The sequence below is a fragment of the Streptomyces phaeochromogenes genome (assembly GCF_001418655.1).
GTDB lineage: Bacteria > Actinomycetota > Actinomycetes > Streptomycetales > Streptomycetaceae > Streptomyces > Streptomyces phaeochromogenes.
The window spans coordinates 1-21,630 of sequence record NZ_LIQZ01000135.1 but is presented as its reverse complement, the minus strand read 5'-3'; the positions used below and the strand labels follow the sequence as shown (position 1 = coordinate 21,630).

The following is a 21,630-nucleotide window of genomic DNA, read 5'->3' as shown; positions in this document are numbered from 1 at the left end:
GCAGTTCCCCGCGCCCCTTGAGGGGCGCGACCCCGCTGCCCTGAAGGGGCGCACGACTAAGGCCCCACATCCTTGCGGATGCGGGGCCTTCATCTGATGCGGTCCTGACGGGATTTGAACCCGCGGCCTCCACCTTGACAGGGTGGCGAGCACTCCAAACTGCTCCACAGGACCTGGTTTCGCAGTGCGGATCTTGCGTTGCGCTGCGAGACAGGACTCTACAGGAGGGTGAGCCCCCTGGGCGAACTCACCCACTGTGCAGGCGCCATTACGGGACGGCGGCGTCGATCGCCTTCACGATGCGCTTGTCCGAGACGGGGTACGCCGTGCCCAGCGCGTGGGCGAAGTAGCTGACCCGGAGCTCCTCGATCATCCAGCGGATGTCCAGGACCGACGAGGGCACGGGACGCCCCTGAGGCAGCTGTTCCAGGAGCCAGGCGTACTCGTCCTGCATCTCGTGGACCTTCTCCATGCGGCTGGTGTCCCGCTGGACGTTCGTCGGCATCTGCTGGAGCCGGCGGTCCGCGGCCACCAGATAGCGCATCAGGTCCGGCAGCCGCCGCAGACCCGTCTCCGTCACGAAGCCGGGCTTCACGAGGGCGTCCAGCTGCTTGCGTACGTCCGTGAGGTTCGCGAGCAGCACGGCGCTCCGTACGCCCTTCAGGCGGCGCTCACAGGCCTGCCAGGCGGCCAGGACCTGCTGCACCCGGTCGACCGTACGGACCGTCGTGTCGACGATCTCCGCGCGCACCTTCTCGTACAGCTTGCGGTACGACTCCTCGTCCCAGGCGGGGCCGCCGAAGTCGGCGATCAGCTTGTCGGCGGCGGCCGTCGCGCAGTCGTCGAAGAGGGCCTGGACCGAGCCGTGCGGGTTCGCGGACAGGGCCAGCTTGTGCGCGTTCGTGAGCTTGTCCGAGGCGAACTTGGCAGGGTTCACGGGGATGTTGCGCAGGATGAGCCGCCGCGTGCCCTTCCACATGGCCTGCTGCTGCTCGGCCTCGGTGTCGAAGAGGCGTACGGAGACGGTGTCGCCGTCGTCGACCAGGGCCGGGAACGCCTTCACCGGCTGGCCCGCCCGACGCGTCTCGAAGACACGGGAGAGGGAGCCGATGGTCCAGTCCGTGAGGCCCGTCCGCTCGATGGCCCCACCGCCCTCCCGCTCGGCCGTCGCCGCCGCGGCCTGCGAGATCGCCTGGCGCGCCTTCGGCTTCAGACGCAGCTTCAGGGCCTCCAGGTCCTTGTCCTCGGCCAGCTTGCGCCGCCGCTCGTCGACGATCCGGAAGGTGATCTGCAGGTGGTCGGCGACCCGGGACCAGTCGAAGTCGTCGGCCGTGAGGGGTACGCCGACCATGCGCTTCAGCTCGCGCGCCATCGTCGTCGTCAGCGGCTCCTGCAGGGGCACCGCCCGGTCCAGGAACCGCTGGGCGAAGTTCGGGGCGGGGACGTAGTTCCGGCGGATCGGCTTCGGGAGGGAGCGGATCAGCTCCGTCACGACCTCCTCGCGCAGGCCCGGGATCTGCCAGTCGAAGCCCTCGTCCGTGACCTGGTTCAGCACCTGGAGCGGGACGTGGACGGTGACGCCGTCCGCGTCCGCACCTGGCTCGAATTGATAGGTCACCCGGAACTTGAGCGGACCCTGACGCCACGTGTCCGGATAGTCGTCCTTGCTGACATCTCCGGCCCGTTCGTTGATGAGCATCGACCGCTCGAAGTCGAGCAGTTCGGGCTCCTCGTGCCGCTTGTGCTTCCACCACGAGTCGAAGTGCGCCCCCGACACGACGTGCTCGGGTACCCGCTGGTCGTAGAAGTCGAACAGCGTCTCGTCGTCCACGAGGATGTCGCGGCGCCGGGCGCGGTGCTCCAACTCCTCGACCTCGGTGAGGAGTTTGCGGTTGTCCGCGAAGAACTTGTGGTGCGTACGCCAGTCGCCCTCGACCAGTGCGTTGCGAATGAAAAGCTCGCGGCTGGCCTCCTGGTCGATCCGCCCGTAGTTGACCTTCCGCTGGGCGACGATCGGCACGCCGTACAGCGTGACCTTCTCGTACGCCATCACCGCGGCCTGGTCCTTCTCCCAGTGCGGTTCGCTGTACGTGCGCTTCAGCAGGTGTTCCGCGAGCGGCTCGACCCACTCGGGCTCGATCTTCGCGTTGACCCGGGCCCAGAGGCGGGACGTCTCGACGAGTTCGGCGGACATCACGAAGCGCGGGGGCTTCTTGAAGAGCGCCGAGCCGGGGAAGATCGCGAACTTGGCGCTGCGGGCGCCCAGATACTCGTTCTTCGCCCCCTCCTTCACGTCCTTCATGCCGATGTGGGACAGAAGGCCGGCGAGGAGGGAGAGGTGGACCTGCTGGTCGGGGGCGTCGTCCTCGTTCAGATGGATGCCCATCTGCTTGGCGACGGTCCGCAGCTGGGTGTAGATGTCCTGCCACTCGCGGATCCGCAGGAAGTTCAGGTACTCCTGCTTGCACATCCGGCGGAAGGACGACGAGCCGCGCTCCTTCTGCTGCTCGCGCACGTACCGCCAGAGGTTGAGGTACGCCAGGAAGTCCGAGGTCTCGTCCTTGAAGCGGGCGTGCTGCTGGTCGGCCTGTGTCTGCTTCTCGGCCGGGCGCTCGCGCGGGTCCTGGATGGAGAGCGCGGCGGCGATCACCATGACCTCGCGCACACAGCCGTTCTTGTCGGCCTCCAGGACCATCCGGGCCAGCCGCGGGTCCACGGGCAGCTGGGCGAGCTTGCGGCCCCGCTCGGTGAGCCGCTTGCGGGCGTCCTTCTGGGCGGGGTCCAACGCGCCCAGTTCCTGGAGGAGTTGGACGCCGTCGCGGATGTTGCGGTGGTCCGGCGGGTCGATGAACGGGAACTTCTCGATGTCCCCGAGCCCGGCCGCGGTCATCTGGAGGATGACGGACGCCAGGTTCGTACGGAGGATCTCGGCGTCGGTGAACTCCGGCCGGGCGAGGAAGTCGTCCTCGGAGTAGAGGCGGATGCAGATGCCGTCGCTGGTCCGGCCGCAGCGGCCCTTGCGCTGGTTGGCACTGGCCTGCGAGACCGGCTCGATCGGGAGGCGCTGGACCTTCGTTCGGTGGCTGTATCTGGAGATACGGGCGGTGCCCGGGTCGATCACGTACTTGATGCCCGGCACGGTGAGGGAGGTCTCGGCGACGTTGGTCGCCAGAACGATCCTGCGGCCGGTGTGCTGCTGGAAGACCCGGTGCTGCTCGGCGTGCGAGAGGCGGGCGTAGAGGGGGAGCACCTCGGTGAAGCGGTAGTTCTTCTTCGTGATCGCGTCCGCGGTGTCGCGGATCTCCCGCTCGCCGGAGAGGAAGACGAGGATGTCGCCCTTGCCCTCGCCCTGGAGCTCCTCGACCGCGTCGCAGATCGCGGTGATCTGGTCCCGGTCCCCTTCTTCACCTTCGGCGGAGGCGCCCTCCTCTTCGAGGAGCGGGCGGTAGCGGACCTCGACCGGGTACGTACGCCCGCTGACCTCGACGATCGGGGCGTCCCCGAAGTGCCGGGAGAAGCGCTCGGGGTCGATGGTCGCGGAGGTGATGACGACCTTGAGGTCCGGGCGCCTGGGCAGCAGCTGGGCGAGGTAGCCCAGCAGGAAGTCGATGTTGAGGGACCGCTCGTGGGCCTCGTCGATGATGATCGTGTCGTACGCGTACAGCTCGCGGTCCGTCTGGATCTCGGCGAGCAGGATGCCGTCCGTCATCAGCTTGACGAAGGTGCCGTCCGGGTTGACCTGGTCGGTGAAGCGGACCTTCCAGCCGACGGCCTCGCCCAGCGGGACGTCGAGCTCGTCCGCCACGCGCTCGGCTACGGTCCGGGCGGCGATCCGGCGGGGCTGCGTGTGCCCGATCATGCCGCGCACACCGCGGCCGAGCTCCATACAGATCTTGGGGATCTGGGTGGTCTTACCGGAACCGGTCTCGCCGGCCACGATGACGACCTGGTGGTCGCGGATGGCCGCCGCGATGTCGTCCTTCTTCTGGCTGACCGGGAGCTGCTCGGGATAGGTGATCTCGGGCACGCGCGAGCGGCGCTCGGCCATCCGGGCCTCGCCCTTGGTGACCTCCGCCTCGATCTCGGCGAGGACGGCGGCCCGGGCCTCGGGCTTACGGATCTTGCGCGCGCCTTCGAGCCTGCGCCCGAGCCGCTGCGCGTCGCGCAGGGACAGCTCGGTCAGGCGGGGGGCGATGGCGCCGAAGGCGGGGGCAGGAGTCGTTGACATACGCCCTCCAGGATCTCACCTCGGGGAAACGAGGGGCGAACGCTTTTGTGCGGGCATACAACAAGGCCCCGATCCGGGGATCGGGGCCTGTGCTGTGGCTGGGGCCGGGGTCGAACCGGCGACCTACCGCTTTTCAGGCGGTCGCTCGTACCAACTGAGCTACCCAGCCGAGAGATTCACGAGGAATCTCAGCGGTCCTGACGGGATTTGAACCCGCGGCCTCCACCTTGACAGGGTGGCGAGCACTCCAAACTGCTCCACAGGACCAAGCTGTTGTGTGCGAACAGTCTCGCACACGGGATTGCGTGCCCCCAACGGGATTCGAACCCGTGCTACCGCCTTGAAAGGGCGGCGTCCTAGGCCGCTAGACGATGAGGGCTATCGGCCCGCCTGGGCGCCTTGCAGCGCGTCGGGGACGTGAGAAGCATATGGGATGTCGGGAGGGATCGCCAAAACGGTTTACGGGGTGGGTTCGGAAACGGTTTACGGGGTGGGTTCGGAAGGGGTCGGGGTGGCCGGGGTGGTGACGGCGCCCGGCTGGTTCTCCTTGGGGAGGTGGCGGCTGACCTCGGCCGTGGTGAGCCCGAGACCGCCCAGTTTGATCTCGTCCCAGGCCTGGAGACGGCGGGTGTCGCGGTCGAGGTAGAGGATCGACGTCTCGATCGGTGCGGGGTCCTCGCCCTCCAGCGCGCGCAGACCGCCGCCGCCCGTGGAGCCCTCGATGCGCAGCCGGGTGCCGTACTTCAGGATCTCCATCTCCTGGTGGTGGAGGTGGCCGGCCAGGACCAGGGGCACATCGCCGTCCGTCTGGCGCGCGGCCGTCGGGTTGTGCGCGACGGCGATGTCGACCGGGGTGCCGGCCGCCTTCTGGTCGCGCAGGGAGGAGGCGAGGCGGGCGCCCGCGAGCACCTCCGACCGGTCGCCGCCCAGCTTGGCCGTGCGGTCGGGGGTGAACTGCGGGTCGCCGACGCCCGCGAAGCGCAGGCCCGCCACCGAGACGGCCCGGCCGTCGTCGAGCACGTGCACGTTCTTCATGCGTTCCAGATAGCTCTGGGTGACCCGGCCGTCGTGGTTGCCGCGCACCCAGACGTACGGGGCGCCGAGGTCGGACGCCGGGTCCAGGAAGCCGTTCTCCGCCGCCGTGCCGTGGTCCATGGTGTCGCCGGAGTCGACGATCACATCGATCTTGTACTGCTTCACCAGCGAGGCGATGATCTTCCAGCTCGCCGGGTTGAGATGGATGTCGGAGACGTGCAGGACGCGGATGGTGGAGGGGTCGGGCGCGTAGGCGGGGAGCGTGGACGTGACGTCGTACAGCTTCGTCACGTTCGTCACCAGGCGGGCCAACTCCTTCTGGTAGACGTCGAATTCGCTGACGATGCTCCGGGCGTTGCCGACCACCGAGGGGGCGGAGGAGAGCAGGCCCGAGAACCTCGGCTCCAGGACCGAGTTGGGGTTCCAGGTCGCGAAAGCCGTCGCTCCCGAGGCCGCCAGCAGGGTCAGGGCCAGGCCGCCCGCCGCCAGGGCCCGGCGTGGGCGGCGGTAGACCGCGAGGCCGAGGGCGGTCGCGCCGGACACGACGGCGACGACGGACCGTACGGCCAGGTCGAGGGTGCCCTCGCCGACGTCCTGGGCCACCTCGTCCTGGAGGCCGGAGAGGCGTTCGGGGTGGTCGACGAGGGCCTGGGAGCGGACGGGGTCGAGCTGGTCGACGTCCACGTCGAGGCGGAGCGGGGCCGTGTGGCTGCGCAGTTCCAGGGCGCCGAGCGGCGAGACGTTGATCTTCGTGCCGCCCGTGAGGGACGGGCGCAGCGTCATCGTGGTGTCCATGGGGCCCACCGGTGCCCGGACGTTCCCGACGATCAGCAGGCCCAGCCACGCGCCGAACAGCACCACGGTGACGAGGCCCAGGGCGCGGGCCCAGGGGCGCGGTTGGCGGACGAGTTCGACGACGGGGGCGACGGGGTGTGTGCGGCGGCGTGCGCGGAAGCGGCGTACGAGGGCGCGGGGAGCCCGTCGTACACGGTGCAGAGCGGTGGCGGCAGCGGGGACGCGGGCCATTGGTCCCGTATGCCCAGAGGTGGGGGCGGGTATGCGGCGCGGCTCCCGCTCTCGGGCGTGCCCCGGGGTGTGTTCCCGTACGCCGCGTCCCATGGCGTCCGCGCGCCGGTGCCGGACAATGGCCCTGTGCTGGAGATGACGCGTGAGGAGTTCGAGGAGCAGGTCGCCGAGGCGCTGGACCGGATTCCGCCGGAGCTGACGCGGCTGATGGACAACGTGGCGGTGTTCGTCGAGGACGAACCGCCCGCCGACGACCCCGAGCTGCTCGGGCTCTACGAGGGGACGCCGCTGACCGATCGCGGCGAGTGGTACGCCGGGGTGCTGCCCGACCGGATCACCATCTACCGGGGGCCCACGCTGCGGATGTGCGCGACGCGGGAGGAGGTGGTGGCCGAGACCGAGGTGACTGTGGTCCACGAGATCGCCCACCACTTCGGCATCGACGACGCGCGGCTGCATGCCCTCGGGTACGGCTGACGGGTGCGCGGGCGGGCCCTTTGGGCACGGGTGACGGATGCGCGGCTGCCGTCCTCGGATACGGGTGGTGACGCGCCGGCGCACGCCGATGCGTACGGGTGACTGCGCGTGGCCGCACACCCTCGGGTACGCGTGGCTGCTTGCCCCCGGAGGCAGGCGGCTCGGGTGGGTGACTCGGGGCAGGTGACATATCTCTCGGCGTCCGCGGGCGGTTCTCCCGTGTCTCTCCGGCGTTCGCGTGTCTTCTTGCGGGCGGCGGGAGTTGGGCAGGGGGACTCCCCACACCGCCCGGAGGTGGCTGCCCGTGCGCGCCAAGTACGTACCCGTCCGTCTGGCCGCCGCCGCCCTGGCCGTCGCCGCGTCCGCGGGCTGCATGAGCGTCGGTGACGACGGGGGCGACCACGCGAAGCCCTCGCACTCGGCCGGGCAGCGGGGCGGGGAGGCGCCCGACGGCGGGTCCGCGGTGAGCGGCGGGGGCCCCGGCTACCACGGGTCGGGTGACGGAAAACACGGTCGGGCGAAGCCCCACGAGTCGGCGTCCGGGTCGGCGTCGCCGTCCGCCGGAGAGAGCGGGTCGGCCGCTCCGCCCAAGCCCGGCAAGGACGGCAAGGACGGGAAGAAGCCCAAGCCGGGGGGCCCTTCGCCGACGAAGGCCCAGCCCACGCCGACGCGACCGGCCCCTGAGCCGACGCCCACCAAGGAGGAGCCGCCGCCTCCGTCGCCGGACCCGACCACCGCCGAGCCGTCGTCCTCGGCGCACCCGGAGCCCGAGCCGCAGCTCGTGGAGCGGCGGGAACCGGAGCCCCAGGCCGGTGTCGAGGCCTGAAAGGGCCTGGTCACAGTGCCTGAACGGGCCTGGTCACAGGGGATGCGCCCGGGTTCGGCGAGAGGGCCCGGATGCGGTGTGACCAGAGCCTCTCGGAGCCGGTTTGCCTTACCGGGTGGGGGGTGCGTATGGTGGTAGATCGTTTGATCCCATTGCCCGGCGCCAGTTAGAGCGCGCCGTGTGGCGCGTACTCTCCCTTGCCGTGGCTGACCGCATTGAGGCGGTCGTTTGCGAAATCACGGAGTTGACGGGCGCGTGCCGTACGAGACTCCGGAAGGTTTCGCATTCGCATGTCCATTTCCAGTACTGATCACGTCGTCGTGCCCGAGAACGAGAACATCGGGGACGCTGCCGACGAGACTGCCGCGACAGCGGCCCCCGAGACTCCCGAGGTCACCTTCACCGACCTGGGTCTCCCCGAGGGCGTCGTGCGCAAGCTCGCGCAGAACGGCGTGACCTCCCCCTTCCCGATCCAGGCCGCGACCATCCCGGACGCCCTGGCCGGCAAGGACATCCTCGGCCGTGGCCGCACCGGCTCCGGCAAGACCCTCTCCTTCGGTCTGCCGATGCTCACGCAGCTCTCCGGCGGCCACACCGAGAAGAAGAAGCCCCGCGGCATCATCCTCACGCCGACGCGTGAGCTCGCGATGCAGGTCGCGGACGCCCTCCAGCCGTACGGCGACGTGCTCGGCCTGAAGATGAAGGTCGTCTGCGGCGGTACGTCGATGGGCAACCAGATCTACGCCCTGGAGCGCGGTGTCGACGTCCTCGTCGCCACCCCGGGCCGGCTGCGCGACATCATCAACCGCGGCGCCTGCTCCCTGGAGAACGTCCAGGTCGCGGTCCTCGACGAGGCCGACCAGATGTCCGACCTGGGCTTCCTGCCCGAGGTCACCGAGCTGCTCGACCAGATCCCGGGCGGCGGCCAGCGCATGCTGTTCTCGGCCACGATGGAGAACGAGATCTCCACGCTGGTCAAGCGCTACCTGACCAACCCGGTCACGCACGAGGTCGACAGCGCCCAGGGCAACGTCACGACGATGTCCCACCACATCCTCATCGTGAAGCCCAAGGACAAGGCGCCGGTCACCGCCGCGATCGCCTCCCGCAAGGGCCGCACGATCATCTTCGTCCGTACGCAACTGGGCGCCGACCGTATCGCCGAGCAGCTCTGCGACTCCGGTGTGAAGGCCGACGCGCTGCACGGCGGTATGACGCAGGGCGCCCGTACCCGCGTCCTCGAGGACTTCAAGAAGGGTTACGTCAACGCGCTCGTCGCGACCGACGTGGCCGCTCGCGGTATCCACGTCGACGGCATCGACCTGGTCCTGAACGTGGACCCGGCCGGCGACCACAAGGACTACCTGCACCGCTCCGGCCGTACGGCCCGCGCGGGCCGCTCCGGCACGGTCGTCTCGCTCTCGCTGCCGCACCAGCGCCGCCAGATCTTCCGGCTGATGGAGGACGCGGGCGTCGACGCCTCGCGCCACATCATCCAGGGCGGTACGAGCTTCGACCCGGAGGTCGCCGAGATCACCGGTGCCCGGTCGATGACCGAGGTCCAGGCCGAGTCCGCGGGCAACGCCGCGCAGCAGGCCGAGCGCGAGGTCACCGACCTCACCAAGCAGCTGGAGCGCGCGCAGCGTCGTGCCGTCGAGCTGCGCGAGGAGTCGGACCGGCTGATCGCCCGCGCCGCGCGTGAGCGTGGCGAGGACCCGGAGGCCGCGCTCGCCGAGGCCGCCGCCGTGGTCGAGGCCGCCGCCGCGGCCGTCGCCGAGCAGGCGGTGGCCGCGGAAGCCGCCGCCGCTGCCGCTCGCGAGGAGCAGCCGCGTCAGCGTCGTGACGAGCGCGGCAACTACGAGCGCCGTGACCGTCGTGACGACCGTCCGTCGGGCGGCTTCAACCGTGACCGTCGTGACGACCGCGGTGGTGACCGTGGCGGCGACCGTGGTGGCTTCCGCCGCGACGACCGTCCCTCGGGCGGCTTCCGTCGGGACGACCGCCGCGATGACCGCGGTGGCGACCGTGGCGGCTTCCGCCGCGACGACCGCCCGTCGGGTGGCTTCAACCGTGACCGTCGTGACGAGCGTCCCTCCGGTGGCGACCGTGGTGGCTTCCGCCGTGACGACCGTCCCTCGGGCGGTTTCAACCGTGACCGTCGTGACGAGCGTCCCTCCGGTGGCGACCGCCCGTCGGGTGGCTTCCGTCGTGACGACCGTCCGTCGGGTGGCTTCAACCGTGACCGTCGTGACGACCGCGGTGGTGACCGTGGCGGCGACCGTGGTGGCTTCCGCCGTGACGACCGTCCGGCCGGTCACAGGGGCAGCGACCGTCCGTTCAACCGCGACCGGCAGGGCGACCGTCCCTCGGGCGGCGGCTTCCGCTCCGGCAGCCACGACCGCCCCTACGGCCGTCGTGACGACCACCGCGGTGCCGGTTCCGGCTCGGGCCCGTCCTTCGGGCGCCGTGACGACAAGCCGCGCTGGAAGCGCAACGGCTGACATCGCCTGACCGGCGTCGCCTGACCGGCGTCGCCTGACCGGTGACGGCTGATCGGCTCGCTGAACAGCTCCCGTTGAGCATCTGAAGGGGCCCGTACGACCTCGGTCGTACGGGCCCCTTCGGCGTTCCCGGCGCCGGCCGGGCCGGGAGCCGGGGCCACGGACGTGCCGGACACGCGACCCGCGGGCGGGGCCGGTCGCCGGTCTCATGCAGGGCAGCCGGCGGTCTCACGCAGGGCAGTTGCCGGAGGGGCTCATATTTAGCCAAACGAGCCCTTCCGTGGCGCATGTCACACCCTCGGCGGGGGAATTGCTGGGGGCATGACAGATGACGCCAAGACAAGTGGGCTGTCGGACGAGGAACGTCTCGCGCAGCTCGGCTACACGCAGGTCCTCGCCCGCCGCATGTCGGCGTTCTCCAACTACGCGGTCTCCTTCACGATCATCTCGGTGCTCTCCGGGTGCCTGACGCTCTACCTGTTCGGCATGAACACCGGCGGACCCGCCGTGATCACCTGGGGCTGGGTCGCGGTCGGCCTGATGACCCTGTTCGTCGGGCTGGCGATGGCCGAGATCTGTTCGGCGTACCCGACCTCGGCGGGCCTGTACTTCTGGGCCCACCGCCTCGCGCCCCCGCGTTCGGCCGCGGCCTGGGCGTGGTTCACGGGCTGGTTCAACGTCCTCGGCCAGGTCGCGGTGACGGCGGGCATCGACTTCGGCGCGGCCTCGTTCCTGGGCGCGTATCTGAACCTGCAGTTCGACTTCGAGGTCACCCCCGGCCGTACGATCCTGCTCTTCGCCGGAATCCTGGTCCTGCACGGCCTGTTGAACACCTTCGGCGTACGCATAGTCGGCCTGCTCAACAGTGTCAGCGTGTGGTGGCACGTGGTGGGCGTGGCGGTCATCGTGGGCGCGCTGACGTTCGCGCCGGACCACCACCAGTCGGCGTCCTTCGTGTTCACGGAGTTCGTGAACAACACGGGCTGGGGCAGCAGCTTCTACGTGGTGCTGCTCGGCCTGCTGATGGCCCAGTACACCTTCACCGGCTACGACGCCTCCGCGCACATGACGGAGGAGACGCACGACGCGTCGACGGCGGGCCCGAAGGGCATAGTCCAATCGATCTGGACATCATGGATAGCGGGTTTCGTCCTGCTCCTGGGCTTCACCTTCGCGATCCAGTCGTACGACGGTGCCCTCGGCTCGCCGACCGGGGTGCCGCCGGCCCAGATCCTCCTGGACGCGCTGGGCGCGACGGCGGGCAAGCTCCTGCTCCTCGTCGTCATCGGCGCGCAGCTCTTCTGCGGCATGGCGTCCGTGACCGCCAACTCCCGCATGATCTACGCCTTCTCGCGCGACGGGGCCCTGCCGTACTCGCACATCTGGCACACGGTGAACCCGCGCACACGCACGCCCGTCGCGGCGGTGTGGCTCGCGGCACTGGGCGCGCTGGTGCTCGGCCTGCCCTACCTGATCAACGTGACCGCGTACGCCGCCGTGACGTCCATCGCCGTGATCGGCCTCTACATCGCGTACGTCATCCCGACGCTGCTCCGCCTGCGCAAGGGCGAGGCCTTCGACCGCGGCCCGTGGCACCTGGGCCGCTGGTCCCGCCCGATCGGCATCGTGGCGGTGGTGTGGGTGGGCGTCATCACGATCCTCTTCATGCTGCCCCAGGTCTCCCCGGTCACCTGGGAGACCTTCAACTACGCCCCCCTCGCGGTCCTGGCCGTCCTCGGCTTCGCCGCGGCCTGGTGGTTCGCCTCGGCCCGCCACTGGTTCCTCAACCCGGACCACGAACGCACCCACGCCCGCGAGGCGGCTCGGGCGGGGGCGCCGGATCCGGTTGATCCGTAGGGCTGTGGGCACGCGCGGCGGGCCCTGTTCTGTACCTTGCGCGGCTTCGTCCTGTATCTCGTGCGGGGCTGTCCCGCCTCCCGTGCGGCCCTGTTCTGCACCTTGCGCGGCGCTCGCGTAGCCCCTTCGGCGTGGCCGGGTCACCGATACCCGATCGGAGTCTCGGCCACGTCCGGCTATGCTCGTTCCTGCATCGACACGGGTCGGTGCGTGTGCCGGCGCGGTCCGGCGCACGGACCCTTAGCTCAATTGGCAGAGCAGTGGACTTTTAATCCATTGGTTGTGGGTTCGAGTCCCACAGGGTCTACGCGAGAGCCCCCAGCTCAGAGACATTTCTGAGGTGGGGGCTCGCTTGTGTTTCGGGGGCTGTTCAAGTGATCAGCAACAACGCCCCCCACATCACCACAGCCAAGCACGGCAGCACATAGGCGATCAGCGTGATCGACATGCCACGCCTGCGCCCGGTCCAAGTCGACCACGTGGCGGCGTAGTCGGGGAGCCGTTGCAGCGCTCTCGCCTGTACATGGCGGTAGTAGAGGCGGTGGCGGTGGCCGACGTAGAGCCAGGTGAGGGCCAGGACCAGGCCGAAGGCGGTCAGGATGCGGGCTGCCGCGAGGTGTTTTTCCGTGGTGAGGAGTGTCGTGTAGGCCACGGCGAAGAGTGACTGGCCCACCAGGAAGAGGTTGCCGCGCTGGAACAGCATGGTGTTCTCGTGCAGCGTGTGCTGCCAGAGTCTGCTGTCCTCGGCTATGCGTTGGGCTTCGCTGTCGTCCCCCATGACTGCTTTCTGCCCTGTGGTCGCGCGGAGCCACCCCTTCCGCCAGCGAGGTCGCGTGGAGCCCCGCTTCCGCGAGCGGGGTCCGGGGTCGGTCAGCCCGCCGTCAGCTTCGCCAGCGGCAGTGTGTGCTGGGTCTGGAGGACCTTCGCGCGGAGGTAGCGGACGTTGTGGGCCGTGGTGAAGACGCCCGTCGGGACGCGGTGGCCGACCGTGATGCCCAGGTCGCGGAGCTGGTCCGCCTTGTCGGGGTTGTTGGACAGGAGGTCAAGCTCCGTGATGCCGAGGGCCCTCAGCATCTGGGCCGCCGCCGTGTAGTCACGGGCGTCCTCGGGAAGGCCCAGGGCCGTGTTCGCGGCGTACGTGTCCAGACCCTCGTCCTGGAGAGCGTACGCGTCGAGCTTGTTGTAGAGGCCTATGCCCCGGCCCTCCTGGCGGAGGTAGAGGAGCACTCCGCCGCGGGTCGCGATCTGCTCGACCGCCTCGCGGAGCTGGGGGCCGCAGTCGCAGCGGGACGAGCCGAAGACGTCGCCCGTCAGGCACTCGGAGTGGAGGCGGACCAGGGGCGTGGCCGAAGGCGTGGCCGAAGGGGTGCCGAGGATCATCGCCACGTGTTCCTGGCCGTCGGTCAGGCCGTGGAAGGTGACCAGTTCGGCGTCGACGCTGTAGCCGTCGTTGAAACGCAGCGGCACCCGGACGCGCGAGCGCTGGGTGGCGGCGGGGTAGTCGGGCATGCGGTTCTCCCGGTCCGATCTCTCACCTGCTTCAGATTTGAAGCAGATCCTCGAATCGAGACACTACCTCATGCTTTAAAGTTGAAGCAACGGATATTGGTGATTGTCGTGGTTGTGGTGCGGCTCGTGTGTGCCCGCGTTGCCGCCTCACGCGTCGGCCGTCGCCGACCCTCCCGCGCACGGGCTCGACCTGCGCCGCCACGGCACGTCGTCCGGGGCCGCCTGCGGGTCGTCCCCCTCCAGGCCCCGCGCGATCACCGTGCAGATCTCCTCCAGCTGCCCCACCTGCTCCGGCGTGAGCTTGTCGAAGAGTGTCGTGCGGACCGTCCCGACGTGGCCGGGGGCCGTGCGCTCCAGCAGAGCCATCCCCTCGTCCGTGAGGATCGCGACGCTGCCCCGCTTGTCCATGGGGCAGTCCTCGCGGCGTACCGCCCCGTCCTTCTCCAGGCGGGTCACCGCGTACGTCAGCCGGCTGCGGGTGATCTTCGTGCTCTCCGCGAGGTCCGTCATGCGCAGGCTGCGGCCCGGCGCCTCGGAGAGGTTGGCGAGGATGGAGTAGTAAAGGTGCGGCATGCCGGCCTCCTGCTGGAGCTGCCGGTCGATCGCGTCCTCCAGAAGATGGGAGGCGGCGATGTAGGCGCGCCAGGCGCGCTGCTCCTCGGGGGTGAGCCAGCGGGTCGTCATGCCCCCAGTGTAGGTTTGTTTCAAACTTGAACCAAGCCCCGGCCTTCCTCCGGGCAAGCCCCGGCCCAGTCTCCGAAGAGCCCGCCAGAGTTCGAAAGAGTTCGAAAGAGAGCGCGTCCATGCCTCACCCCTACGTCCTGTTGTCCGCCGCCGTCTCCCTCGACGGCTGCCTGGACGACACCGGCCCCGGACGGCTCCTGCTCTCCGGACCGGCCGACTTCGACCGGGTCGACGAGGTACGGGCCGAGTCCGACGCGATCCTCGTCGGCGCCGGCACCCTGCGCGCCGACAACCCCCGGCTCCTCGTCAACTCCGCCGAGCGCCGCGCCGCCCGGGTCGCCGCCGGACGGCCGGAGTACCCGCTGAAGGTCACCGTCAGCGGCAGCGGTGACCTCGACCCCGACGCCAACTTCTGGTCCACCGGCGGCGAGAAGATCGTCTACACGACCGACGAGGGGGCCGCGAAGGCCGGTGACGCGTTGCGCGGGCTCGGCGTCGATGTCGTCTCCGTCGGCCCGGACGTCGACTGGCTGGCCGTGCTCACCCACCTCCACGACGTCCGCGGCGTACGGCGGCTCATGGTCGAGGGCGGTGGACGCGTCCACACCCAGCTCCTGAGCCAGGGCCTCGCCGACGAACTGCAGCTCGCCCTCGCGCCCCTCGTCGTCGGGGAGCCGGACGCGCCACGCCTGTTCGGGCCCGGCGACTATCCGGGCGGCCCCCGCAACCGGCTGCGGCTGGTCGAGACGCGGCCGGTGGGGGACGTCGTCCTCATGCGGTACGTCCCCACCGCGCCCGGCACCGGGACCGTACCCTCCGCCGCCGACCACCGATGGCTGGCCCTCGCCTGCGAGCTGGCCGCCAAGTGCCCGCCCTCGCGGACCGCGTTCAGCGTCGGCGCGGTCGTCGTCGCGGCCGACGGTACGGAGCTGGCCCGCGGGTACTCCCGCGAGTCCGACCCCGTCTCCCATGCCGAGGAGGCCGCCCTCGCCAAGATCGAGCCGGGGGATCCGCGGCTCCCGACCGCCACCGTCTACAGCAGCCTGGAGCCGTGCGCCCGCCGCGCGTCCCGGCCCGCGCCCTGCGCCCGGCTGATCCTCGACGCGGGCGTACGCAGGGTCGTGACCACCTGGCGGGAGCCGGACACCTTCGTGGCGGGCGCGGACGGGAGCGGGCTGCTGGCCGCGGCCGGTGCCGACGTCCTGGTGCTCCCGGAGTACGAGGCCGACGCGAAGGCGCCCAACCGTCATCTCGGCTGATCAGTCGGGCACTGGTACCACCGACCGGCATGTTTCATGCCAAATCACCCGGTGAAGCGTGGGCGAAGTTAACGCGTGTGCTTTGGGTCCCGCGGATGGCGTACAGTGGTCTTAACGACGCGGGGTGGAGCAGCTCGGTAGCTCGCTGGGCTCATAACCCAGAGGTCGCAGGTTCAAATCCTGTCCCCGCTACTGAAGGCCTGAGGCCGGAATCCGATCAAGGATTCCGGCCTCAGGTGTTTTCCCGGTGTTCCCAGGTGTCTTCACCCGCCCGGTCCCCGTCCGCTCGCCCGCCACCCCCGCTCCCGGAAGCCTGGACAGGTGGAGGAGCAGGAGCCGGTGCGGGTCGAGCCCGTGGACGTCGAGCCCGTGGAGAGGGCCGTCTCGTACCAACGCACCCTCGTCCGCGCGCTGCCGGCGCTGCTGATCGTCGCCGGCGTCTGCTACGACCTGCTCACCCCGCAGGACTTCACCGCGGCTCCCTTCTTCACGGCCGCGGTGCTCATCGCCGCACCCCTCTTCTCGCTCGGCGCCACGGTGTGGACGGGAATCGCGGCGACCGCGGGCATGGCCCTCGTGCACCTCAGGTTCGCCTTCGACGCGGGCGCGGTCACCGAGGTCCTCACCGTGGCCACGGCCGCCGTGCTCGCCGTCGGCATCAACCGGCTCGTGGGCCGCGGCAACGCGCGCCTCGCCACCGCCCGCGAGATCGCGGAGGCCGCCCAGCGGGCCGTACTGCCCGAACCGGCTGCGCGGATCGGCGGCCTTGAGATCGCGGCACGGTACGAGGCCGCGCAGGAGGGTGCGTTCATCGGGGGCGACCTCTACGCCGTGCAGGACACTCCGCACGGCGTACGGCTCCTCGTGGGCGACGTACGGGGCAAGGGCATGGGAGCGGTCGCCGTCGTCGCCGTACTCATCGGTGCCTTCCGGGAGGCCGCCGAGCAGGAGGCGAGTCTGGAGGCGGTCGCCCAGCGGCTGGAGCGGGCGCTCGCGCGCGAAGGCGTCCGGCGCGACATCATCGCGGTCTTCGAGGACTTCACCACCGCCGTGCTCGCCGAGATCCCGCACGGCACCCCGGTCGTACGCCTCGTGAACCGCGGCCACCCCGGGCCCCTCCTGCTGTACGGCGACGGAGAGGTACGTACGCTCGCCGCGCCGGAGCCCGCGCTGCCGCTCGGGACCGGGGAGTTGGGGGCCTGGCCCGACCGCGCGCAGGAGGAGGAGTTCCCGGGCGGGGCCATGCTGCTCTTCCACACGGACGGGCTCTCCGAGGCGCGGGACCGGCGAGACGTCTTCTACGATCCGGCGCGGCGGCTGTCCGGGCGGGTCTTTCCCGGCCCCGACGCGTTGCTCGCCGCGGTACTGGACGACGTCCTGCGGCACACCGGGGGCGGGGCCGCCGACGACATGGCACTGCTCGCGGTGCGGAGGCCGTGAAGGCGCGTCGTGAGGGCACGGTCGTGGTGATTGCGTGACGGTCGTGAGTGCGGCGGCCGTGAGATGCGTCGCTCTTTCGGCGGCCTCTATCACCGTTCGTAGTCGAACGGAATCCCTCCGCTCAACAACTGACGCACCATCAACAGGACTCCCGTTCCTGAATGTCGATCAACTCGCCCGATTTACCCCGCTCATGACCTGAAAGTCCAGGCCAAGAGCCGTAACGATCATCAGGAACAGCTTGGAATCCGGTGCCCGGGTCTATTAACGTTCGATAACGCAGCGCGGTCGTCCCAGCCGTCACAAGAGTCGGCTCCGTGCGCACGCGCCGAATCCCGCAAGGGAACCGGGGAACCACCACTTGGGGTGAATCGCTCGTCTTCGCGGTGTAGCGCACCGCGGTTGACGCGCGTAGGAGACCTTCCTGCTCCGAACCCGTCAGCTAACCCGGTAGGCGAGAAGGAAGGAAAGGAGTGCGCCTACGTGGCGTCCAACCGGTCTGCCCTCACACCCTCGTTCGTTCCGGATGAGTTGACGGGTGAGTCCTCGGGTGAGAAGAAGCCCGACACATTCGCCTACGGCGCTCGCAAGGACGAGGAGACGTGGGAGGTCTGGAATCCCAGCGCGGAGACCGTCCTTCCCGTTCGCGGCCGGCACCGCGTCGCCAAGCAGCGCGGCGGCGGACTCGCCCGTAGCTCGACCGTTCTTGGCGTCGGTGTCATAGCCGCCGTCGGCGCGGGTGGCATGGCCACCGCGCAGACCGGCAAGCCTCCGGTGTCGATCTCGATCCCCGATCTGCCGAACGTCGGCTCGCCGTTCTCGGACGACGACGCCCCCGAGGGCTCCAGCACTCCGATCACCGCCGTCGGCCTCACCGCCGCCGACGCCGAGGAGGGCAACTCGGACGCGGGCGAGGCCCTGCGCGCCCGCATCATGCTCCAGGCCGAGCAGCAGCAGGACCAGGTGGACCGCGAGGCCCAGGAGGCCGCCGAGGCCGCCGCCGCGAAGAAGGCGGCCACGCTGGCCGCCAAGGAGCGGGACGCCGCCGAGGCCAAGGTCGCCGCCGCCAAGAAGAAGGCGGACCAGGAGGCCAAGGAGAAGGCCGAGGCCGCGCGCCTCGCCGAGCTCGCCAAGCAGTTCACGCTGCCCACCTCCTCGTACACGATCACCTCGACCTTCGGGCAGTCCGGTGCGCTGTGGTCGTCCGGTCAGCACACGGGTCTGGACTTCGCCGCTCCCACGGGTACCCCGATCAAGGCCGTTCACAGCGGCACGATCACCGAGGCCGGCTGGAACGGCTCGTACGGCTACCGCACGGTCCTCACGCTCGACGACGGTACGGAGCTCTGGTACGCGCACCAGTCGTCGATCGGTGTCAGCGTCGGGCAGAAGGTGGCCACCGGCGACATCATCGGCCGCGTGGGCGCGACCGGCAACGTCACAGGGGCGCACCTCCACCTGGAGGTCCACACCAGCGGTGGCGACGGCATCGACCCGATGGCCTGGCTGAGGGGCAAGGGGCTCACCCCGTAAGAAGGGCCTGAGAGGCTCCTGGGTACGGAATACGGCCGTCCGGTACGGCCGTTGACGTACCCATGACCTCTCTCCGCGAGCTGGGTTCGTCCGACCTCGACGTCTTCCCGCTCTGCCTCGGCGGCAACGTCTTCGGCTGGACCGCCGACCGGGCGCAGTCCTTCGCCGTGCTCGACGCGTACACCTCCGCGGGCGGGAACTTCGTCGACACCGCCGACACCTACTCGGCCTGGGCGCCGGGCAACGAGGGCGGTGAGTCGGAGACCGTCCTGGGCGACTGGCTCGCCGCGCGCGGCAATCGCGCCGACGTCGTCGTCGCCACCAAGGTCGGTGCGCACCCCCGGTACAAGGGTCTTTCCGGGGCGAACATCAAGGCCGCGGCCGATGCCTCCCTGCGGCGGCTGAAGACGGACTACATCGACCTGTACTACACCCACTTCGACGATCCGTCCGTGCCGGTCGAGGAGATCATCACCGCCCTGGACGAGCTCGTCCGCGCCGGCAAGGTGCGCGCCGTCGCCGCGTCCAACCTCTCCCCCGAGCGGCTCCAGGAGTCCCTCGACCTCTCCGACCGCGAGGGCCTCGCGCGGTACGTCGCGCTGCAGCCCCGGTACAACCTCGTCTCCCGCGACTCGTACGAGGGCCCGCTCCGGGACGTCGCCTCCCGGGCCGGTCTGGCCGTCGTCCCCTACTCCTCGCTCGCCTCGGGCTTCCTCACCGGCAAGTACCGGGCGGGTGCCGTCGTCGACAGCGCGCGGGCCGGGTCCGCGGGGGCGCATCTGGCGTCGGAGCGGGGGCCCCGGGTGCTGGCCGCGCTCGACGAGGTCGCGCGGGACCGCGGGGTCGAGGTCGCCACCGTGGCTCTGGCCTGGCTGGCCTCCCGGCCCACCGTCGTCGCCCCCATCGCCAGCGCTCGTACGGTTGAGCAGCTTCCGGCGTTGCTGGGGATGGCCGGGCTCGTCCTCACGGAGGGGGAGTTGGGGAGGCTGACCTCTGCTTCTGGCTGAGGTCGGGGGTGGCGCTGGGGTTTGGTCCGGGGTGCGGTTGCGTTTTTGGGTGCGTGTTGCGTTTTGGGGCTGTGGTCACTGAGAGTTGCGTTTTGGGGTTGCGCTCACTAGGAGCGGTACGGGTTGTACGTGTACGGCGTTGGCGCTGGGTAGCCGTGCCACTGCGGTGCCACCGGTGCCGGAGCCGTCGCCCTGGCCGCGTACAGGAGCGCCGGGCGGGCCGGTTCGCGGCGCGCCCACAGTTCGTGGAGCAACTCCCGTTCCCGTACGACGAAGTCGGCGCCCGCTCGGCCCTTGCGGCCCCGGTGGCGCAGGAACGCCAGCGACGTCGCGTACGCCTCGTACTCCGCGACCGCCCTGCCCGCCGCGCGACCGCCGTGGTGCGTGGCGTACTCGCGGGCCAGCCGCCGTGCCTTCATCGAGCCGAGGACGAACGGCTCGGGGGCCGTGAGCCAGCCCGCCATCGCGTACGCGGGCAGTTCGGAGCGGATCGTGCCCAGCTCGCGCTGGCGGGTCCAGATGACCAGCCAGGTCAGCAGGCCGAACGTCGGGACCATGAAGGCCGCGTAGACCGCGAAGAAGCCGTACTCGCCGAACGTCGACGAGCCGTTCCACATCGCGTGCATGCCCATCGCGAGGAGTAGACCGACGATCGGAAGCAGTACGCGGCGTACCTGGTGGCGGTCCGCGGAGAGCGCCGCTATGCCGAAGCCGATGCCCGTGAGCACCGTGAACAGCGGGTGCGCGAACGGCGACATGATCACGCGTACGAAGAAGGTCGCCGCCGTGACGGAGGCGATGCCGCTGCCGCCGCTGAGCTGGTCCGTGCCGAACGCCGTGCCGAGGTACAGGATGTTCTCGGTGAACGCGAAGCCGGTCGCCGTGACGCCGGCTATCACCACGCCGTCGAGGATCCCTGTGAACTCCCGTCTGCGGAACAGGAAGACGAGTAGGACGGCTGCTGCCTTCGCCGACTCCTCGACTATGGGCGCTATGACCGTCGCGCCCAGGGTGTCGGCGCTGGACGGGTCCGCCGTCGCCGTCGCTATCCATCTCGTCGCGAAGCTGTTCGCGACGATCGCTATCAGTGCGGCGGCGCAGGCGCCCCAGGCGAAGGAGAAGAGAAGGTTCCGCCAGGGGCCCGGTTCCACTCTGTCCAGCCAGCGGAACGCGGCGACGAGGAGTGGGACGGGCAGTACGGCGAGGCCCAGGCCCACCAGGAAGCCCTCGGTGCCGGTCTGTTTGCGGACCAGGGCCAGGATGACGAGGCCGGAGAGGGCGAGCAGGGTGGTCAGGGCGCTGTAGCGGACCCACTTGCGCTGCCACCAGTGCGGGGCGCCTCCGGCGGGGATGCCGGGAGGGAAGCCGGGTTGCGGTGGGAGTGGGGGACCGGTGGCCATGACAAAGACCCTAACGAGGGAGGGGCGTGGGCCGCGAGAGCGCACTGCGGGGGCGCGGGGGCGGGGCGTGGTGTGGCTCCGCCTTGTGGCCCTTTCAGGCTGACCGTACGGTCCCCATGCCGTGTGTCGTGCGGCCCTAGTTGTTCGTGTGGTCGGTATGCCGTACGCGGCGGAAGAGCAGATCGTTCACCATGTGTCCCTTGTCCAGGCCCTGGCCCTCGAAACGCGTCAGGGGGCGGAAGTCGGGGCGTGGCGCGAAGCCGCCGTCCGGCTGGGTGTTCTCGAAGTCCGGGTGGGCGGTGAGGACTTCGAGCATGACCTCGGCGTACGGCTCCCAGTCCGTCGCGCAGTGCAGCAGTGCGCCGGGCTTGAGGCGGGACGCGGCGAGGGTGAGGAACTCCGGCTGGATCAGGCGGCGCTTGTGGTGGCGCTTCTTGGGCCAGGGGTCCGGGAAATAGACGCGCAGGCCGTCGAGGGAGTCCGGGGTCAGCATCTCGCGGAGCAGGATGATCGCGTCGCCGTTGGCCACGCGGAGGTTGGAGAGGCCGGCTCGGTCCGCGAGGTTCAGGAGGTTGCCCTGGCCCGGGGTGTGGACGTCCACGGCGAGGATGCCGGTGGTGGGGTCGTCGGTGGCCATCTGGGCGGTGGCCTCGCCCATGCCGAAGCCGATCTCCAGGACGACCGGGATGTCGGCGGCGAAGAGATCCTTGAAGTCGAGGGGGTGGCGGCCGTCGATGTCCAGGCCCCACTTGGGCCACAGGCGCTGCAGCGCGTCCGCCTGGCCCTGGGTCACTCGGCTTCTGCGGGGCTGGAAGCTGCGGATTCTTCGTTCGAAGTGGGAGCCGGCG

Annotated in this window: 15 protein-coding genes, 6 tRNA genes and 1 riboswitch; of the genes, 10 read left to right on the top strand and 11 right to left on the bottom strand. The window is 70.1% G+C overall.

The features are described 5' to 3' along the window. Positions 1–99 precede the first annotated feature (99 nt). The 6 genes from AOK17_RS18780 to AOK17_RS18755 form a co-directional block, all read right to left on the bottom strand. Positions 100–174 (bottom strand) — tRNA-Asp (locus AOK17_RS18780). Positions 175–268: 94 nt separating this feature from the next. Further along, positions 269–4,228, bottom strand: a complete 3,960-nt coding sequence (hrpA, locus tag AOK17_RS18775; RefSeq protein WP_055613652.1) for an ATP-dependent RNA helicase HrpA — start codon at positions 4,226–4,228, stop codon at positions 269–271. Positions 4,229–4,323: 95 nt separating this feature from the next. Next, positions 4,324–4,397: transfer RNA gene (locus tag AOK17_RS18770), tRNA-Phe, on the bottom strand. 23 nt (positions 4,398–4,420) lie between these two features. Then, a tRNA-Asp gene (locus AOK17_RS18765) sits at positions 4,421–4,495 on the bottom strand. Positions 4,496–4,534: 39 nt separating this feature from the next. Beyond that, a tRNA-Glu gene (locus tag AOK17_RS18760) sits at positions 4,535–4,607 on the bottom strand. A 104-nt stretch (positions 4,608–4,711) separates the two neighbouring features. Continuing rightward, positions 4,712–6,289, bottom strand: coding sequence for a metallophosphoesterase family protein (locus AOK17_RS18755; RefSeq protein ID WP_055613651.1), 1,578 nt, complete (start codon positions 6,287–6,289; stop codon positions 4,712–4,714). Positions 6,290–6,415: 126 nt separating this feature from the next. On the opposite strand from AOK17_RS18755, the gene AOK17_RS18750 reads away from it, so the two are divergent. From AOK17_RS18750 to AOK17_RS18730, 5 genes are all read left to right on the top strand, one after another. Continuing rightward, positions 6,416–6,766, top strand: a complete 351-nt coding sequence (locus AOK17_RS18750) for a metallopeptidase family protein (RefSeq protein WP_055613650.1) — start codon at positions 6,416–6,418, stop codon at positions 6,764–6,766. 304 nt (positions 6,767–7,070) lie between these two features. After that, complete coding sequence (locus tag AOK17_RS18745; protein ID WP_055613649.1) at positions 7,071–7,592, top strand: hypothetical protein; 522 nt, start codon at positions 7,071–7,073, stop codon at positions 7,590–7,592. A 290-nt stretch (positions 7,593–7,882) separates the two neighbouring features. Then, positions 7,883–10,093: a DEAD/DEAH box helicase gene (locus AOK17_RS18740; RefSeq protein WP_055613648.1), complete on the top strand. Its 2,211-nt coding sequence runs from the start codon at positions 7,883–7,885 to the stop codon at positions 10,091–10,093. A gap of 321 nt (positions 10,094–10,414) precedes the next feature. After that, complete coding sequence (locus AOK17_RS18735; RefSeq protein ID WP_055613647.1) at positions 10,415–11,950, top strand: amino acid permease; 1,536 nt, start codon at positions 10,415–10,417, stop codon at positions 11,948–11,950. Between the two features lie 234 nt (positions 11,951–12,184). Next, positions 12,185–12,257 (top strand) — tRNA-Lys (locus tag AOK17_RS18730). A 63-nt stretch (positions 12,258–12,320) separates the two neighbouring features. On the opposite strand, the gene AOK17_RS18725 is transcribed toward AOK17_RS18730, so the two are convergent. From AOK17_RS18725 to AOK17_RS18715, 3 genes are all read right to left on the bottom strand, one after another. Beyond that, positions 12,321–12,728, bottom strand: a complete 408-nt coding sequence (locus AOK17_RS18725; RefSeq protein WP_055613646.1) for a RipA family octameric membrane protein — start codon at positions 12,726–12,728, stop codon at positions 12,321–12,323. A 92-nt stretch (positions 12,729–12,820) separates the two neighbouring features. Further along, positions 12,821–13,459, bottom strand: a complete 639-nt coding sequence (locus AOK17_RS18720) for a GTP cyclohydrolase II (protein ID WP_055613645.1) — start codon at positions 13,457–13,459, stop codon at positions 12,821–12,823. Positions 13,460–13,606: 147 nt separating this feature from the next. Continuing rightward, the gene (locus tag AOK17_RS18715; RefSeq protein ID WP_055613644.1) at positions 13,607–14,143 is read right to left on the bottom strand and encodes a MarR family winged helix-turn-helix transcriptional regulator; all 537 of its coding nucleotides are present in this window, start codon (positions 14,141–14,143) and stop codon (positions 13,607–13,609) included. Between the two features lie 119 nt (positions 14,144–14,262). Between AOK17_RS18715 and AOK17_RS18710 the strand changes: the two genes are divergently transcribed. From AOK17_RS18710 to AOK17_RS18690, 5 genes are all read left to right on the top strand, one after another. Further along, entirely contained in the window at positions 14,263–15,402 is a 1,140-nt protein-coding gene (locus AOK17_RS18710) for a dihydrofolate reductase family protein (protein ID WP_055613643.1), read from the top strand. Between the two features lie 118 nt (positions 15,403–15,520). Then, positions 15,521–15,594: transfer RNA gene (locus AOK17_RS18705), tRNA-Met, on the top strand. Positions 15,595–15,723: 129 nt separating this feature from the next. Continuing rightward, entirely contained in the window at positions 15,724–16,842 is a 1,119-nt protein-coding gene (locus tag AOK17_RS18700) for a PP2C family protein-serine/threonine phosphatase (RefSeq protein ID WP_079053118.1), read from the top strand. 316 nt (positions 16,843–17,158) lie between these two features. After that, positions 17,159–17,314, top strand: a riboswitch (cyclic di-AMP (ydaO/yuaA leader). Positions 17,315–17,325: 11 nt separating this feature from the next. Then, positions 17,326–18,375, top strand: coding sequence for a M23 family metallopeptidase (locus tag AOK17_RS18695; protein ID WP_055613642.1), 1,050 nt, complete (start codon positions 17,326–17,328; stop codon positions 18,373–18,375). A gap of 62 nt (positions 18,376–18,437) precedes the next feature. Continuing rightward, a complete protein-coding gene (locus tag AOK17_RS18690; RefSeq protein ID WP_055613641.1) occupies positions 18,438–19,382 on the top strand; it encodes an aldo/keto reductase in 945 nt (314 codons plus the stop codon). Positions 19,383–19,489: 107 nt separating this feature from the next. Here the strand turns inward: AOK17_RS18690 and AOK17_RS18685 are convergent, their stop codons facing one another. Together AOK17_RS18685 and trmB are read right to left on the bottom strand one after the other, a co-directional pair. Beyond that, positions 19,490–20,782, bottom strand: coding sequence for a PrsW family intramembrane metalloprotease (locus AOK17_RS18685; RefSeq protein WP_055613640.1), 1,293 nt, complete (start codon positions 20,780–20,782; stop codon positions 19,490–19,492). Positions 20,783–20,918: 136 nt separating this feature from the next. Continuing rightward, positions 20,919–21,630: tRNA (guanosine(46)-N7)-methyltransferase TrmB (trmB, locus tag AOK17_RS18680; protein WP_107102438.1), on the bottom strand; the 712-nt coding region annotated here is incomplete at its 5' end.